Origin of the sequence: Formosa haliotis (assembly GCF_001685485.1) — a bacterium.
Lineage (GTDB): Bacteria > Bacteroidota > Bacteroidia > Flavobacteriales > Flavobacteriaceae > Formosa > Formosa haliotis.
In genome coordinates this window covers 1,290,290-1,307,791 of the sequence record NZ_BDEL01000001.1, presented here as the reverse complement: position 1 = coordinate 1,307,791, position 17,502 = coordinate 1,290,290, and the positions used below count along the sequence as shown (strand labels likewise).

The 17,502-nt window shown below is 35.5% G+C and carries 9 protein-coding genes; 8 read left to right on the top strand and 1 reads right to left on the bottom strand.

Features of this window, described 5'->3' with window-relative positions:
* Positions 1-201 precede the first annotated feature (201 nt).
* Positions 202-3,018 (bottom strand): TonB-dependent receptor, encoded by a 2,817-nt coding sequence (locus A9D35_RS05390; protein ID WP_066220014.1) that lies wholly within the window; start codon positions 3,016-3,018, stop codon positions 202-204.
* Between the two features lie 285 nt (positions 3,019-3,303).
* Here A9D35_RS05390 and A9D35_RS05385 point away from each other — a divergent pair, with 285 nt between their 5' ends.
* From A9D35_RS05385 to A9D35_RS05350, 8 genes are all read left to right on the top strand, one after another.
* Positions 3,304-4,302, top strand: coding sequence for a helix-turn-helix transcriptional regulator (locus A9D35_RS05385; protein ID WP_066220008.1), 999 nt, complete (start codon positions 3,304-3,306; stop codon positions 4,300-4,302).
* A 223-nt stretch (positions 4,303-4,525) separates the two neighbouring features.
* Positions 4,526-5,704, top strand: coding sequence for an MFS transporter (locus A9D35_RS05380; RefSeq protein ID WP_066220005.1), 1,179 nt, complete (start codon positions 4,526-4,528; stop codon positions 5,702-5,704).
* 4 nt (positions 5,705-5,708) lie between these two features.
* Positions 5,709-6,857: a Gfo/Idh/MocA family protein gene (locus A9D35_RS05375; protein WP_066220002.1), complete on the top strand. Its 1,149-nt coding sequence runs from the start codon at positions 5,709-5,711 to the stop codon at positions 6,855-6,857.
* Between the two features lie 49 nt (positions 6,858-6,906).
* Positions 6,907-7,959 (top strand): sugar phosphate isomerase/epimerase family protein, encoded by a 1,053-nt coding sequence (locus A9D35_RS05370; RefSeq protein WP_066225830.1) that lies wholly within the window; start codon positions 6,907-6,909, stop codon positions 7,957-7,959.
* A gap of 58 nt (positions 7,960-8,017) precedes the next feature.
* Positions 8,018-8,995 carry a ThuA domain-containing protein gene (locus A9D35_RS05365; protein ID WP_066219999.1) on the top strand — a complete coding sequence of 326 codons (978 nt, stop codon included), beginning with the start codon at positions 8,018-8,020 and terminating at the stop codon, positions 8,993-8,995.
* A gap of 297 nt (positions 8,996-9,292) precedes the next feature.
* Entirely contained in the window at positions 9,293-10,525 is a 1,233-nt protein-coding gene (locus A9D35_RS05360; protein ID WP_066219996.1) for a glycoside hydrolase family 88 protein, read from the top strand.
* A 1,116-nt stretch (positions 10,526-11,641) separates the two neighbouring features.
* Positions 11,642-14,902: a SusC/RagA family TonB-linked outer membrane protein gene (locus tag A9D35_RS05355; protein ID WP_066219993.1), complete on the top strand. Its 3,261-nt coding sequence runs from the start codon at positions 11,642-11,644 to the stop codon at positions 14,900-14,902.
* Positions 14,903-14,926: 24 nt separating this feature from the next.
* Positions 14,927-16,828 (top strand): RagB/SusD family nutrient uptake outer membrane protein, encoded by a 1,902-nt coding sequence (locus A9D35_RS05350; protein ID WP_066219990.1) that lies wholly within the window; start codon positions 14,927-14,929, stop codon positions 16,826-16,828.
* The last annotated feature ends 674 nt before the right edge of the window (positions 16,829-17,502 follow it).

Here is a 17,502-nt window from a genome sequence, read left to right as displayed (position 1 = left end):
TGCTGCAAACCGAATAGAAAATCCGCAAGGATTTTCTATTCGGTTTGTATTTGCTAAATTAGTTGCTTGAACCACCCAAATAATCTTATACAATCACGTTATATATATGATGAGATTCTGAAATAAATTCAGAATGACGAATTTTTACTCTTTTTAGACAGCCTCTTTTTTTTACATTAATGTCTCACTTTACAGAGGCCACTAGAAACTGTAGTTTAATTGTAAGAGCATTGCTCGTGGTAAAACAGGCACTACAACAAAACTAGCATCGGGATTAGCTTCAATATATTCTGGAGTAGCACCATTGGCATTGGCTCCAAAGGTGTTGGCTCCTAAGAAATTAGCCAATCCGTCTGAATTAAATAGGTTTGTAGCGAGTACATTTGCCGATATATTAGTGGTAAACTGATAGCCAAACCCCGCACTAAAAATACTATAGGGGTTTAATTGAAACGCATTGGCCACATTTCCTTCTCGTGTGCCCATATATTGCCATTTAATAAAAGATGACACTTTGTTTTTGTTGTATTCTGCATTTAAATTAAACATCAATTTAGGATTAAAAGCCAAGGTGTTTCCAGAATAATCGGTAATGCTATCATCGCCAGTATCAACCGTACCAGCTGCATCATAAACCTTCCAATTTGTAGCCTTTGGGTTTTGGATAACACCATTAAAACGAAAGGCAAAATGTTCAAAAGGTGCATACACACTTTCCCATTCTAAGCCCACAGTTCTAGAGGTGTTAAACTGAATTGGCGTATAGAAAATATTACTGGTTTCCTCATCAAATTCAAAATTTGAAACTCCAATGTTTTTAAGTTCACTCCAAAATAAAGTAGTAGTAAACGAAATGGTTTTAAAACTAGATTTAAACCCTAATTCGATTTGATTGATATCTTGTACTTCTCCTTTTTTGTTGATAGGGACATTCGAGAAGTTGTTGAAATAGTAATTCAATTCTGGTGCTTTATGGCCTTTGGAAACACGTGCAAATGCTGCTGCATCTTCAGTAACTTCATAATTGATTCCTCCAGAATAAGACAGGTAATTATAGGTGAAGTTAAAGTCGTCTTGCGCCCCCGTAGGTTGTAAAATATTGTTGTCGTACGCTGTGTTTTCATTGCCATCTAATCCACCTACTTGGGTAAACGGCGCAAATCTGTCATTGCTACCTTTATGCGTAATGGATTCGTATCGCAATCCCAAATCCAATTTAAGCTTATCGGTTATTGTCCAATGGTCGTTGGCGAAAGCAGCCAGTTGCGTGACTTTAGCACTGCTGTTAGTAAAAAATAATCCACCGTAATTACTTACCCCAAAACGATCGGATAAGGCAACAACGGCTTCATTTGGGTTTTCTAAAGTTACTTGTAGCATACGCGGATTATTCTCGTACGTTGAAAATGCAAAACTGCCTTGAGTGAACACAGAGGTGTCCGAAAATCCAGAAGCTAGCCCCATATTTAAATCATGCTTATCCCACGCTTTTCTAAGCGTTAATTGCTGCATGATTTCGTTCGCGTCATTATCTTTATACCAGGTCGAGGTTCCCATAATAGCATCATTAGGTAGTCTTCCATTGGTTAAATATTCAGAAGGATTTCCAGAGAAAATACCACTATTATCTATTCTAGCTAGCTCGTTGCCAGAATTGGCATCTCGAAATACAATTTGTCCAACAGGAAACGGATTTCCGTTACTTATAAGATAGTACGCCGTTGGATCGCTAATCGATACAAAAGCATTACTTATAGAGGTTTGCCAATTGGCACGTTTAGAGGAGAACTTTACATTATTTTTTATAGTCCATTGGTTGCCTAAATATTGAAAGAAATCAAATCCAACTGCTAAATCTTTAACATGTGCACCTTTTGAAGGATCGAAACTATTGGTTTTACCTTCACTTAAATACCTTCCGTCTGGAATTTGTGCACTAAATCCTGGCATCATTAAGGCAGTATAATTAAAATTTTGGCCAAAGGCAGCTTTAGGGTTATCCCAATTTGTAGCAGCAACGCCAGTATATCGGTTAGTATAATCGTTTAAATATTTTCCGTAAAGTTTAAAATACCCGCGCGAGTTTTCTTTAATAACGTTAAACTTAAGTTGTCCGCCTTTATTAAAAGTGAAATCGGTATTTCTAGCACCTTCATCATGCCTGTAATGGCCACCAAAGTTTATAGACCAATTGTTACCTAAATCTCCACCATAGATCCCATCGACTCTGTACATTAAATTGCCTTCCCCTTGAACTCCGGTTTGAATCTGAATTTCACCCCCTAAAGCTTCTGTATTAGTTTTAGAAATAAAGTTATAAACACCACCAGGGGCATTCATAGCGGTAATAGATGCACTTCCACCTCTCAAAGCTTCCACGCGTTGCGTGGTTAAATCGGTGCGATTAAATAAATCGGAACCGTAATAGGAGTGTTGTACCAAACTTACAGGTAAACCATCTTCTTGTAAAGACACATAGTACCATCCCATATCGTCTTCGGCAGCCGCCGAAACACCTCTAGTATACACCCTCGTAAATACTTCGCCAGCAGAAGCATCGGTATAAGTGCCGGTAATATTTTGTAATAAATTAGCAGTGCCTTGCGGATATACCTGTTGAATTTCCTTAGTATTTAAGGTGCTAACAGCAGTGTTAGACTCTAGAGCTGTTCTTGGGCTGAAAGTACCCGTTACTACAACTGTGTGTAAATTTAATAAGTCGGTTGTTAAAACATAGGACTGGGTTTTAGTGGTAGAATTAAATGTTAGGGTATCATGTATACTTTTATAACCTATGTGAGAAATGTTAAAAGCATATGTCCCGTTAGGAATATTTTTAATGGTGAACGCACCTTGAGCATTACTTACGCTGTATAGGGATGAATTTAGAATTATGTTTACACCTTCAATAGGGGTGTTGTTACTGTCTTTTATTATACCGTTAAAGGTTGATTGTGCGCTAATAATTAAGGTGTTTGCTAGTATTAGCAATGGCATAAAAAACTTAAGTGTATTCATAGTTAATTTAGGAAGTGTTTAATAATTTTAAAGGTGAGTAAAATAATACAAAATATATTTAAAAACAGTTCAGATTATACCACTGAAATGTTTTAAACATCTTGAGCTTACATATACGGGTATGGTTTTTATAGGGTATAGGTGTATTGCCAAATAAGTTAAAAGAGTAGCTTTAATTTGATAAATATATAAAGTAAATGTATAAGTATTAAAAAATACGTATTTTGTAGAGCGAAAATTTATTTATCATTAGTGAAAGCAACTCAGAATAAAATCGAACCCTATATGGCAGAAGGTATTGTTTATCATGCCGATACCTGTTTGCCTTTAATAGATGCTTTCCGTCGTAAAAAAATAGATTTTAACGGACTTTCCAGGCATTCTTATCCGGGTAATCGTTTAGATGAAAATACGCTAGGATTAAATAGTGTTGGATACTGGGATGCTAATGAACCACAAGATTGGGGCTTAGATTGGCATAGAAATGAAGGGATAGAATTTCATTTTCTAGAATCGGGGAGTATGCCGTATGCACAGGAAGGGAAGGAAGTTTTGCTTAAGCCAAACCATTTAACGATTACACGACCATGGGAAGCTCATAAAGTTGGGAACCCTAATATTGGTATGGGAAAGTTTTACTGGGTGATTATAGATTTAGGTGTTAGAAGGCCACATCAAGATTGGGTTTGGCCAGATTGGATTGCCTTGACGGAACACGATTTAAAGCGACTTACAAACATTTTAAGATATAATGAAAAATCAATTTTAAAAACAAATCAGAGTATCAAAGATTGTTTTTGTAAGTTAAATAAAGCTATAAATGCCGATGAAAATGGTAGTAGTGCCTCAAAAATAAGAGTCTTAATTAACCAGTTATTGTTGGCTTTACTAGATCTTTTAGATGCCGATGATATTGTATTAAATGAAGCCTTAACCGATAGTTCAAGAAGTGTAGGATACTTTTTAAAAGAGTTAGAAAAAAATCTTTCCGAGCAATGGACTATCGAATTAATGGCACAATCTGCGGGTGTAGGTTTAACGCGATTTACTTACCATTGTAAACAAATAACAAATTTAACTCCCATGCGCTACTTAACCATGAAGCGCTTAGAACTATCTAAAAAGATATTTCAGGAACATAAAAATCTTACTATAGCCGAAGTGGCCTACATGTGTGGGTTTACGTCTAGTCAGTATTTTGCTACAGTCTTTAAAAAACATGAAAAATGTTCTCCTAATACTTATCGACTTAGGTGCGAGGAATTAGAATTACAAAACACCTAAAACCTTTCTTAAAGGTGTTTAATATTTTTCACTGAATAATTATAGACGCATTTTTTAAAGGTATTCCTTATTTTCACAAAGCATCAACCACACAAAAGTGAAAAGATTCTTTAGGAAATATAATTCACCTAAATCTTATAAACCAAAAACACTTTTGCCTGCTACATTATAGTCTTAATCAGGAAGATTATTTTGTATTTACAAACTAACTAAGTGAATTTTTATGGAAGGCATTAATAAAGACAGGCTTTTTCTAGCGAGCTGCCTCGCTTTAATTACAACAGCAATGACATTTGCTATTCGAGCACGATTAGAAACGGTATTTGGTCCAGAAGGCGTAGGATTAACTTTAGAACAATTGGGCTATGCCTTTGCACCAGCCTTTTTTGGATTTACTATTGCTATGATTATTGGGGGACCTTTAGTGGATTTACTAGGGATAAAAAAAATCATTTGGATGGCCTTTATTACGCATGCTCTAGGTATCGTATTAACTCTTATGGCCGATTCTATGACCTCCTTATTTATAGCCACCTTATGTATTGGTATCGGAAACGGTATGGTAGAAGCGGCTTTAAACCCAATGATTGCCTCGATGTATCCGAAGGAAAAAACTAAAATGTTAAACAGATTTCATGTGTGGTTTCCAGGAGGAATTGTAATTGGGGCCTTGGTAGCATGGCTTATCATGGATGTGTTAGGCTTAAGTTGGCAAGTTATGGTGGGCACCTTATTCATTCCATTAATATTATATGCTGTGTTGTTTTATGGGCAAAATATTCCAGTAACCGAGCGGGTTCAGTTGGGGGTAAGCAACAAAAAAATGTTCTCTAGTATCTTCAATCCTTTATTTCTATTTATGGTGTTTTGTATGTTACTTACTGCCGCTTCAGAGTTAGGAACTACGCAGCGCATAGAATCTCTTTTAAAATCATCTGTAGCTTCTCCTTTATTGGTATTGGCATTTATTAACGGCATAATGGCTTTGGGTAGACTATTTGCTGGTCAGGTCGTGCATAAATTAAAGCCTTCCGGAATGTTATTATATTCAGCCATTTTTACTTTTATTGGCTTATGGCTACTTACTATTACCAGTGAGGGAATGACCTTTGTAGCAGCTGCCGTTTTTGCTATTGGGGTAACATTTTTCTGGCCAACCATGTTAGGTTTTGTTGCCGAATACCTGCCAGAAACAGGAGCTCTAGGACTTTCTATTATGGGAGGAGCTGGTATGTTTTCGGTTTCTATAGTATTACCCATAATGGGACATTTAATGGATAATGCCAGTGCAGAAGAGGCCTTAAGAACAATGTCTATACTTCCTGCAATTCTTATCGTAGCCTTTTTGGGCTTAAATATATATATGAAAAAAAATAAATCGTTAATAACAGAACACGTATAAGGTTATGATGACTAGAAAATTAAGAATGGGAATGGTCGGTGGTGGCACCGGCTCGTTTATTGGAGATGTACACAGAAAAGCGGCGGCCATAGATGGTATGATTGAATTAGTATGTGGTGCATTTAGTAGTACTGAAGAAAAATCTATTGCTTCGGGAAAAGCATTGCATTTAAAAGAAAGCAGGTGCTACAAAACATTTGAAGAGATGATTCTTAAAGAGAAAGAATTACCAGAAGACATCCGAATGGATTTTGTGGCTATCGTAACTCCGAATCACATGCATTTTCCACCAGCTAAAATGGCTCTAGAACATGGGTTTCACGTGATTTGCGATAAGCCTGTAACATTAACGCTTGAAGAAGCCACAACATTACAATCCATCATAAAGGAAAGTGGTAAATTATTTGCACTTACGCATAATTATACTGGGAACGCTATGGTAAAGCAGGCCAAAGCCATGATAGCTGCCGGCGAACTGGGTAAAATTAGAAAAATACAAGCCCAATATCTGCAAGGCTGGTTGTCTACAACCATAGAAACCACAGGACAAAAACAAGCAGCTTGGAGAACCGATCCTTCCAAATCGGGAATTGGAGGTGCTCTAGGCGATATTGGTATACATGCAGAAAATTTAATTTCTTACGTTACTGGGCTTAATGTTGCTGAGGTAGCAGCCGATTTAGGGGTGTTTGGGAAAGGTCGCGTTTTAGACGACGACGGTAATATGCTTATCCGTATGGAGAATGGAGCAAAAGGAAGCATTTCAATTTCTCAAATCGCTTTAGGCGAAGAAAATAATTTAGCCATTAAGGTTTATGGAGAGAAAGGAAGCTTAGAATGGTATCAAGAAAATCCGAACGAATTAATTACTCGATGGTTAAATGAACCTAAAAAAATATATTCACCAAATGGAAATGGTCTTCACCCTGAAGCGCTAGAGGTTTCAAGAATTCCGTCGGGGCATCCAGAAGGATATTTAGAAGCTTTTGCAACCATTTATAAGAATTTTGCCAAGCACATTTTAAGTGTAAATGCAGGAGAAGTTGTCGAAAATCCAGATTATCCAAGGATAGAGGAGGGCGTACGTGGTATGAAATTTATTTATGCAGCTGTGGAAAGCAACGATAATAATTCAAACTGGACTAAAATATAATATTAATATAAAATAAATGCCTCTTGCTTTTGAGAGGCTAGGAACGGATATGAAAACAATTAAAGGACCAGCTATATTTTTAGCACAATTTGTAGGAAGCGAAAAGCCATTTAATACCCTAGACGGCTTATGTAAATGGGTGTCAGATTTAGGGTATAAAGGCATTCAAATTCCAACATGGGAATCTGGTTTAATAGATTTAGATCTTGCAGCGACAAGTGATACGTATTGCGATGAATTAAAAGCTAAGGTGAATTCATACGGATTAGAAATTACCGAATTATCAACCCATCTGCAAGGACAATTGGTAGCTGTAAACCCTGCTTACGACACTTTGTTTGATGGCTTTGCACCAGACAAAGTTAAGGGTAACCCGAAAGCAAGAACAGAGTGGGCTATCGATACGCTTAAAAAAGCGGGAACTGCAAGTGGGAAATTAGGACTAGCATCGCATGCTACTTTTTCTGGAGCCTTATTGTGGCATACCGTATATCCTTGGCCACAACGACCACAAGGATTGGTAGACATGGGGTTCGAAGAATTGGCAAAACGGTGGTTACCTATTTTAAATCATTTTGATGAGCAGGGCGTCGATGTTTGTTACGAGTTGCATCCGGGAGAAGATTTACACGACGGAACCTCTTTTGAACGATTTCTAGATGCTACTAAAAATCATAAGCGCGCCAATATTTTATACGATCCTAGTCATTTTGTACTCCAACAATTAGATTATTTAAAGTTTATAGACTATTACCACGAGCGTATTAAAGCGTTTCATGTAAAGGATGCAGAATTTAACGCCTCAGGAAAACAAGGGGTTTATGGCGGTTATGCCGATTGGAGCGATCGTGCTGGTCGATTCAGATCTCTCGGAGATGGTCAGGTAGATTTTAAAAGTATTTTTACAAAACTAACAAAATACGACTGCGATGTTTGGGCTGTAATGGAGTGGGAATGTTGTATAAAATCTTCAAATCAAGGGGCTAAAGAAGGAGCGCCGTTTATTCAAAGTCATATTATAGAAGCCGCAGAACGTAGTTTTGATGATTTTGCTAGTGCGAAACCCGACGAACAACTTTTAAAATCAATACTAGGGATTTAGAAATTTCTAAATGATCTGAATAATCATAACCCTGAACGAATTAAAAATAGGTTGAAACATGTTTAAACGAATAGTGTTTTTATTACTGAGTGTATGTTTAAGTACAAGTGCGTTTAGTAATGCAGAAGTAAAAAAGAAAATAAAAGTTTTAATTGTCGATGGTCAGAACAATCACGATGTGTGGCCAAAATCAACAATTATGATGAAACAGTATTTAGAAGAAACCGGCTTGTTTAAGGTCGATATTTTAAGGACACGGTTTTTAAATAAAAGTGAAAAATATAAAGATTGGTTACCCTTGGCTAATTTAGCCGACGGAATAGAAGGAAAACCTAAAGCTGACCCCGATTTTAATCCTAAATTTTCAAAATATGATGTGGTTATTTCCAATTTCGGTTATAAAGCTGCTCCTTGGCCAGAAGAAACTCAGAAGAACTTTGAAGCCTATGTAAAAAATGGAGGTGGTTTTGTGAGTGTTCATGCTGCAGATAATTCGTTCCCAGAATGGCCGGCTTATAACGATATGATTGGGATTGGGGGCTGGGGAGGCCGAACAGAAAAAGATGGTCCCTATTTATATGTCGATGAGCACAATAAACCTAAAAAAGATTATGCTCTTGGGCCAGGCGGAAAACATGGCAAACGAGAAGCGTTTCTTGTGACCACTTACAATCCTGAACATCCGATTATGCACGGGATGCCTTTACAATGGATGCATACCTCCGATGAGTGCTATGCCTTTTTAAGAGGTCCGGCAAATCATGTCACTATTTTAGCTACCGCTGTTTCAACCTTGAAAGCAGAAGAGTTACAACAAAAAGAACCTGTAATAATGACTATAGATTACGGTAAAGGAAGAGTGTTTCATACCACTTTAGGTCATGATGTTGAAGCTTTCGAAGGGGTTGGGTTTATTACAGTATTTAAACGGGGTGTTGAATGGGCAGCAACAGGAGCGATTACCCAAACCGAAATGCCTTCAGATTTCCCAACAGAAAAAGAAGCCAAGAGAAGAGCGTTTGAGTTGGAAAATTAAATTTTATTGGGTTTAAAAGTTGAAAACTCTAATAGTGAGACTCCTGCGAATTTCATTTTTAGAAGGTAGAAGGGGAGAAATCATTTATCCTGTAAATTATGGTGTTTTTATACTATAAAAGTAGTAAACACCCATAAATACTGCACTTTATGTATGTAAAAGGGTTATAGTTTATCAAAATTGAGTCATAGTTTATACGTTAATGTGACAGGTGTTTTTATTATTGCATAGTAACTTATGGTGAATGTACTCATTATAAGTTTTATCAAATTAGCATTCAATAAAAGCATAATAAATATGAAGATTTTAAAACTTACTACAGCAGTTTTTTGTATGGCTCTCCTGCTGTCTTGTAATAATAAGCAAGAGAAAAAAGCACAGAGTGATGAGGTTGCAATAGTAGCACAAAAATCAAATGAAGATTTGATTTTAGATAAAAGTGTGACTAAAATTAAAAGCACCTTACAAAATCTAAAAAGTGCAGACAGTTTTCCTAGAAATATATCTAAAGGACAAAAAGATTGGAATTTAGTGGGGGTTAAAGATTGGTGTTCAGGTTTTTGGCCTGGTGTGCTTTGGTATGCTTACGAATATTCTAAAGATCCAGAAATTAAAGCAGGAGCAGAAAAATTTACAGCTCCGCTAAAAACAATAGCCTATACTCCAGCCGAAAATCATGATATCGGATTCATGGTATATTGTAGTTATGGAAACGGTTACAGATTAACCGGTAACGAAGATTATAAAACCATATTACTATCTGCCGCAGATACTTTAGCTACCCTTTATAACCCTAAGGTTGGGACTATTTTATCGTGGCCAGTAATGAAACATAAATTTCAGTACAACACGATCATAGATAATATGATGAACCTAGAGTTATTGTTTTGGGCAGCCAAAAACGGTGGCGATCAACGTTTGTACGATATTGCTAAAAGCCATGCAGAGGTATCTATGAAATATTTGGTACGCCCAGATTATTCTATTTATCACGTGGCTTGTTTTGATGAGGAAACGGGAGCTTTTATTGAAGGCCGTACACATCAAGGATATTCAGACGACTCTATGTGGGCCAGAGGTCAAGGTTGGGGAATTTACGGATTCTCTATGTCGTATAGAGAGACTGGAGATGAAGCCTTTTTAACTACCGCACAAAAATTAGCCGATCATTTCATCGAGCGTTTACCAGAAGACGGTATGCCGTATTGGGATTTTGACGATCCAAAAATTCCAAATGCACCAAAAGATGCATCCGCTGCAGGAGTTGTTGCTTGCGGAATGTTAGAGCTATCAGAACAATTAAAAGATACAGTATTAAAAGAAAAATATTTTAACGAAGCTAAAAAGCTGATAACCCTTTTAGGTTCTGATGCTTATTTTAGTGGCGATACAAATGAAGCCCTTTTGTTACATTCTACAGGGCATTTACCTCATGATTCAGAAATTGACGTTCCAATTATTTATTCAGATTATTACTTTATGGAAGCGCTTTTGCGATTGAATAAAATGGAAAAAAGTCATATGAAATAATAGTTAGTTTTTTAGTTTGTTTGTTAAGTGAAACAAGTTTGTTTTTTTTCACTTTGTAAACCCTTTTAAGAGTTTTCTTAAAAGGGTTTTTTGTGTTTTATATCTTTTGGATAGTCTATATTAAAATGGTTTGTTTTCTGCCACATTAGGGCTGAAATGATTTACTTGCGTCCCATTCAGTGCTTAGGTTTCGGGATTATTTAAGAATTTCACTTCAGCTCTTTTTTTAATCTGTTAGGCGTAAATAAAACCTGGTTGGCCCCTTAGTAGAGGCGGAATTAAGTGCCATAAAAGCACATCACATATTCTTCTTATCTATAATTTGAATAATCATTTTTTTCTAATCCAATTGGGAAACGTTTTGGAGAACTATTATACAATTCATTGGTACGCTTCTCTAATTATTTTATAATAAAATTTTAATTAGCAAGCTATTCTGCATATTTAGGCTAAGAAGTATTGCTTCTTTAAAGGTGATGTAAACACTTAGAATTTATAAATAGGAGTGAGGTTATACTGCAATTAGTCTATTTTTAAACAAGATAATTGGTTAACCAATTGTTGCTTTGCCGAAACTTTATTAGGCCCGTTCTGGATGCTTAAAATAAGCGCTTGAAGTCAAATTTACCCAATTGTTTATTTCTAAGAGAAAGGAGTAAAGTGTATGTTGAAATTGAATTTTTAATAAAATACCCCTTGATTACATTTTGGTTTCATAAATTTAGTATCTAAATTATATCGATTTCGGAATTTCTATCATTTAACACTATAAATTAACGGTATTTTATGCTATTCCTTTGTTTATAAGGGTTTACAAGTGAAAATGGGTGATAATTTAGTGATATAGAATCATGATTTAGACTATATATTAAGTAATATTTATAAAATTGTTAACAGAATTACTGATTAATAATGTTTAGGCACTTTTAGTAATTCTAAAATATTATTAATTAAAACACTCTAACAATGATCAATGAAAAACTACCAAAATTCAAAACGTTTTTAAATCGAGTCAACCTTAAAAATGTTAAAAGAAAAAACTGAGAACTAACTAGAGTTCATTTTTTATTACACTTTAATTATGAAATTTAACCGTAAAACCAAAAAAGTATTTTTATGTATCAAACAAACAAAATAAAGAAATGCTCAATAAAGCCGAAGTTGGTTCTGGCTTTATTAGTTGGCTTGTCCTTTAGTAGTACATATGCCATCACAGAGACATATACAAAAGACGAAACGCTAAAAGTAAGTGAGCAAAATTTAACCGTAACAGGTACCGTAATCTCAAAAGATGATGGTATGCCAGCAGCTGGTGTAACGATATTGTTAAAAGGTGCACAAGGCGTTGGAACCGTTACAGATTTCGACGGAAATTATTCAATAGAAGTGCCATCTAGCTCTTCAGTGCTAGTTTTTAGTTCTATAGGATTTGGAACCCAGGAAATAAATGTAGCAGGAAGATCTACAGTTAACGTTTCTCTTGAAACGAATATGAGCGAATTAGACGAAGTTGTTGTTGTTGGGTTTGGTACTCAGAAAAAAGCAACACTTACTGGATCTGTTGTTCAAGTAAAAGGGGACGATATGATAAAAGGTAAAGGAACATCGAGTGCAGCCTTAGCTTTACAAGGAGAGGTTCCTGGTTTAGTTGTTACGCGTACATCTTCGCGTCCTGGTAACGAAGGAACGGATCTTAAAATTCGTGGAGATATTTCTGTTAACAACATTTCTCCGTTAATTTTATTAGATGGACTTGAAATTCCAGAATGGCAATTAGCAACACTTAACCCGAATGATATTGAAACCTATTCTGTATTGAAGGATGGTGCTGCAGCAATCTTTGGTACTAAAGCTGCCGGTGGGGTAATTTTAGTAACCACTAAAAAAGGTAAAAAAGGAACTGCTCCAAAAGTGTCTTATAAAGGAGAAACACAGTTAAACTTTGTTAGAGAATACCCTTTATCAAATATGCAAGAGTGGTCTCAATTATGGTTAACTGCTGGAGATAATGATGGTATTGATTTTATTGATAGCGATGGAAATCAACAAACAGCGGCTTCTAACTATCGCTTTTTTACACGAGATGAGTTAGTTTCTATTATAGACGGTTCGTTTCCAATGGCACCAGAGTCTTATTTCTGGTTAGGTAAAGATCATTATTTTAGTGATCAACCAACTATGTTCGACGAAATGTACGGAACAACTTTTTCTGAGCGTCATGATCTTTCGATCTCTGGAGGTAGCGAAAAAGCAACATACAGAACATCTGTAGGATATGCTAACGAACGCTCACCAATTAGTTTTGTTTATGACGGGCAAAAACGTTACAATTTCCGTACAAATGTGACTTATGATGTATCAGACATGATTTCTACAGATTTTATTGTGTCTTACGATAATAGAACTACAGATGTCCCTACGCAAGGTGTTGGTTTTGGTGTTCAAGATGCAAGTTGGTTTCCATTATATAATCCAGCAGGACAGTATTACGATAACTTTGGTGGTAACAATGGTTTAGCTTATTTAGATGAAGGTGGTCGTACTAAAAATAACGATGAAATCTTTCGTTTAGGAGGTAAAATTAATTTCGATTTCGATAAGTATGTAAAAGGTTTATCTTTTTACTACCAAGGTAACTTTAGCTCTAAAAACAATCATAAAACAACCAGAAAAACTTCGGTTACTATGTATGATTGGGAAGGAAATGTAACTTCTACGCCTACAACATTATTAAACTCTAGCGTAAACGAAGAGTCTCAGAAACAAATATTCCAAAGTCATATATTCCAATTAAACTATAACCGTACATTTGGTAATCATACCATAGGTGGATTGATTGGTTATACTGCAGAACAAACGCAAACAAATAATTACGATTTGTTCCGTTCTAATATGGCTTCAGATGAGTTAGACGATATTAATACTGGAGACGTTACCACACAAACTAACGCAGGTGGTAGTAATGCAGTAGGTTTAATATCTTACATTGGGAAATTAAACTATAACTTTAAAGGAATTTATTTATTAGAAGTATTAGGTCGTCGTGATGGATCATCTCGTTTAGATCCGGACTACAGATGGAAGAATTTCTACGGAGGCTCTGCCGGTATCGTATTTTCTGAAATGTCATTTATGGAAGGCGGATTCTTTGATTTGTTAAAGGTTCGTGCATCGTATGGTGAAACAGGATCGGTTGTAGGTATTGGTGCTTACGATTACTACTCTAGTATTGGGTATGGATCTACAATTTTTGGTACTAGCCCAGAATTATATAATACAGCTTATATTAATGGTATTACATCCACAGATCGTACTTGGGAGCGTGTTGGAACAACAAACTTCGCACTGGATTTTGCGATTTTTAATAACCGCTTAAACGCAACTGCAGAATATTTTATTCGTAAAAATGACGACATGTTAATTAATATTACCTATCCACAAGTATTAGGAGCCACAGCACCTAAAACAAATAGTGGTACATTTGAAACTACGGGTTACGAATTATCGGTTAACTGGAGAGATCAAATAGGAGACTTTAGCTATAATGTAGGTTTAAGCTTCTGGGATAATACTAGTGAAGTTACTAGAATGGAAGGCGCACAAAATATTGCTAAAGGTGTTAATGGTGTGTTAGAAGGTAAACCACTAAATGCCATTTATGCCTACAAAACAGATGGTATAATGTCTACAGAAGAAGAAGTCTTAAACTACTACAATGAAGTAGGTTTTATAGATCCTTCAAATCAAAATGGAATGAAGGCAGGAACATTATTACCTAACTATAGAAGTGCCGACCGTTTAGTACCTGGTACAGTAAAACGTGTTGATGTAAGTGGAGATGGTATTATTAACGAAGACGATTTAGTGTATGTAGGGGATACGAACCCACACAAAAGTTTTGGTATTAATTTAGGGTTTGCATACAAAGGATTCGATTTTAGCACGTTCTTTCAAGGAGTTGCCGATGTAAATATAGTTAGAACAGGTTCTCTTGCTTACCCTTTTGCGCAATGGTGGACTAACCAAAACGCATCATTCTTGGGAAATACTTGGACTGTAGATAACCAAAATGCAGACTTACCAGCAAGTTATTATAACGGTGCTAGAAAATCTTGGAATTTCGATTTAAACGATATGAATGTTATTAAAGCAGCATATATGCGTGCTAAAGTTATTTCTGTAGGATATTCACTTCCACAACAAACTTTAGAAAGAATAGGTGTAGATAGAATTCGTGTGTCTTTAACAGGTAACGATTTATTTGTAATTTCTAATGTAAAAGATGGTTTAGATCCTGAAGCGGGTATAGATACAAGACAAGGTAGTCAAACACCTTTCGTGTCGACTATGATTCTTGGTTTAGAACTTACTTTTTAATTGATAATTTTTAATTTAATGAATATGAAAAATATAAATTTTAATATAAAACGTATAGGGATAACAGCTGTGATTTCCGCGTTCATGTTGACGGGGTGTTCAGACTACTTAGATCAAGAACCTCAAGACTCTGTAACGGAAGCAGTTTATTTTAAAACCCCTGAACATTTCGAAGCAGCATCAAATTTTTTCTATAGAGCTTCTTTTGGTTATGTAGCAGGAGGTAATGGGGGAGACGAATCTTCAGATTTGTCTGGTAACATTAGTGAACAGCCAACTTATGTGAGTGGTAACAAACCAATTCCAACCGCAGACGGAATCTGGAGTAGTAACTACAATCAATTAAGAGAAGCAAATCAGTTAATTGAAAAAGCAAGAGAATATGAAGGTGATCAGGCAGATATTGAAGCGTATGTGGCTACTGCACACTTTTTTAGAGCCTGGAATCACTACAAATTATTAATACGTTTTGGAGGAGTGCCTATAGTTACAAGCTCTTTAGATGTTACTTCGGAAGTATTATACGGTCCTAGAAATAGCCGTTACGAAGTGATTTGGCAAATACTAAAAGATTTAGATGTAGCAATTGCAGGATTACCATCTGAAAATAGTATAGGTGATTCAGAAAAAGGTAAGTTGTCTTCTGAAGCTGCTAAATCTTTTAAAGCACGTATTGCATTATATGCAGCTACCTACGAAAAGTATGTAGGTACAGCTACAGACGGGGACGGAAATTCTGTAGGAGCAGGGACTGCTAAACCAGCAGAATACCCTAGTGTAGAGCAATTATTTACCCAAGCTAAACAAGAATCTTTAGATGTTATTAATAGTGGGGCTTACGAGTTATGGGATCACAGAGCAGAGTTAGGAGATAGAAACTTATTCTATTTATTTACTTTAGAAGATGGATCTAATCCAGCAGGATTAACCAAAGCAGATAACAGAGAGTTTATTATTTACACAGTTTACGATTTTACATTAAGACAAATTGGTCAGAACATTTCTCACGCAAAGCCATATACACCTTCTAGAAAGTTAATGGATATGTATTTATGTGAAGATGGATTACCTGTACAATATTCTTCAGTTTTTGAAGGTTATGATAAAATGACTTCAGAATTTCAGAATCGTGATTACCGTTTAACAAGTTTTGTATGGGAACCAATAAAACAATATTGGGGATATGGTGCCAATGTTGATGGTGGTGGAGCACAATATGGTGTAGATTTCGAAGATGCTGGTACTGGTTACGATTATAGATATGTACCACAACTATTAAACCCATCTGGTGGACGTGGTGTTGGTTACCAAGGTGTGAAATTTGTAACAGAACACAAATTAAGAGAAACACGTAGTGAATCATTTAACTTCCCTCATTTACGTTATGCAGAAGTATTGTTAACTTATGCAGAAGCAACTGTAGAATTAGGTGGTGGTGCTATTTCTGATGGAGATTTAGATTTATCTATTAACAAAATTAGAGAGCGTTCTAATGTAGCACCTTTAACTAATGCGTTAATAGCACCGTTTTCAGACTTAACTATGTTAGGTGAAATTCGTAGAGAGCGTGGTATTGAGTTATTTGGAGAAGGTCAACGTTTCACAGACTTAAAGCGTTGGGGAATTGCTGAAGGTGAATTAAATCACGACTTAACTTTAAACTATGTTGACGGTACAGAATTTGAAACTGCCGAAAACCCTAAAAACCCAGGAGCTTTAATTTATAATCCGTCTGGATTCTCTTACGGAACTACAGATACAGAGGAATCTGTATCTACATATCCAGGTATAGCAAATGTTAAACCAGGAGCTTTAATCTTCGATATTAAAGGAAATAGAAACTTTTCTATTAAAAATTATGTAGATCCAATTCCATCAGATCAAATTAGATTAAACCCTGCATTATTACAAAACCCAGGTTGGTAAAACTAATTTGTACTCATAATTTGAGTTAGTTTATATTGTTTGTTTTGAAAGCAGTTATGATACACATCATAACTGCTTTTTTTTTTTTTTTTGTTCGAAAACACATAGGTATTTTTTAATAGCTAGTGTTGGTTTTAAGTCTTTCGTATTTTAAGAATAGGGTTACATATTTCTTATTCATGAACCCCTAAGGTGAGTTTTGGTACCCATCCGTATCGCCATAATTTTTTTTAAGAATGTACCGAATTTTGCTCTGACTTTTAATCTGTTTTTATAAATTCAGGCAAAGGCATTTTAATTTTTGAAATTCAAGGTATCACTTTTAAGTTCTAAGTTAGATTGTTTAATAAATATAAGATATCTTCTACGGTTTTCTTAAGGTATTTAAGTGCCTATATAAAATGTAATAAAAAAATAATCAGAAAATGGGTAAACCTTTGTAAGTCCTGTAAAAACGTAGGTTTTATGGGTGAAATGGTTGTCTAGTTATAGTCTTTGAACTATAATTTATTCTGTTTTTATTGGATATCATTTAGATTGCAATAGTTATTGTTTTTTAGTCTTAGAAAACAAATTTGTTTTTAAGATGTATTAAATATTGGAACAAAATTCATCCAAGGCGAAATAAATATCAAATTGGGTGAGTTTTTTTTAAATGAAACAATAACATTCTG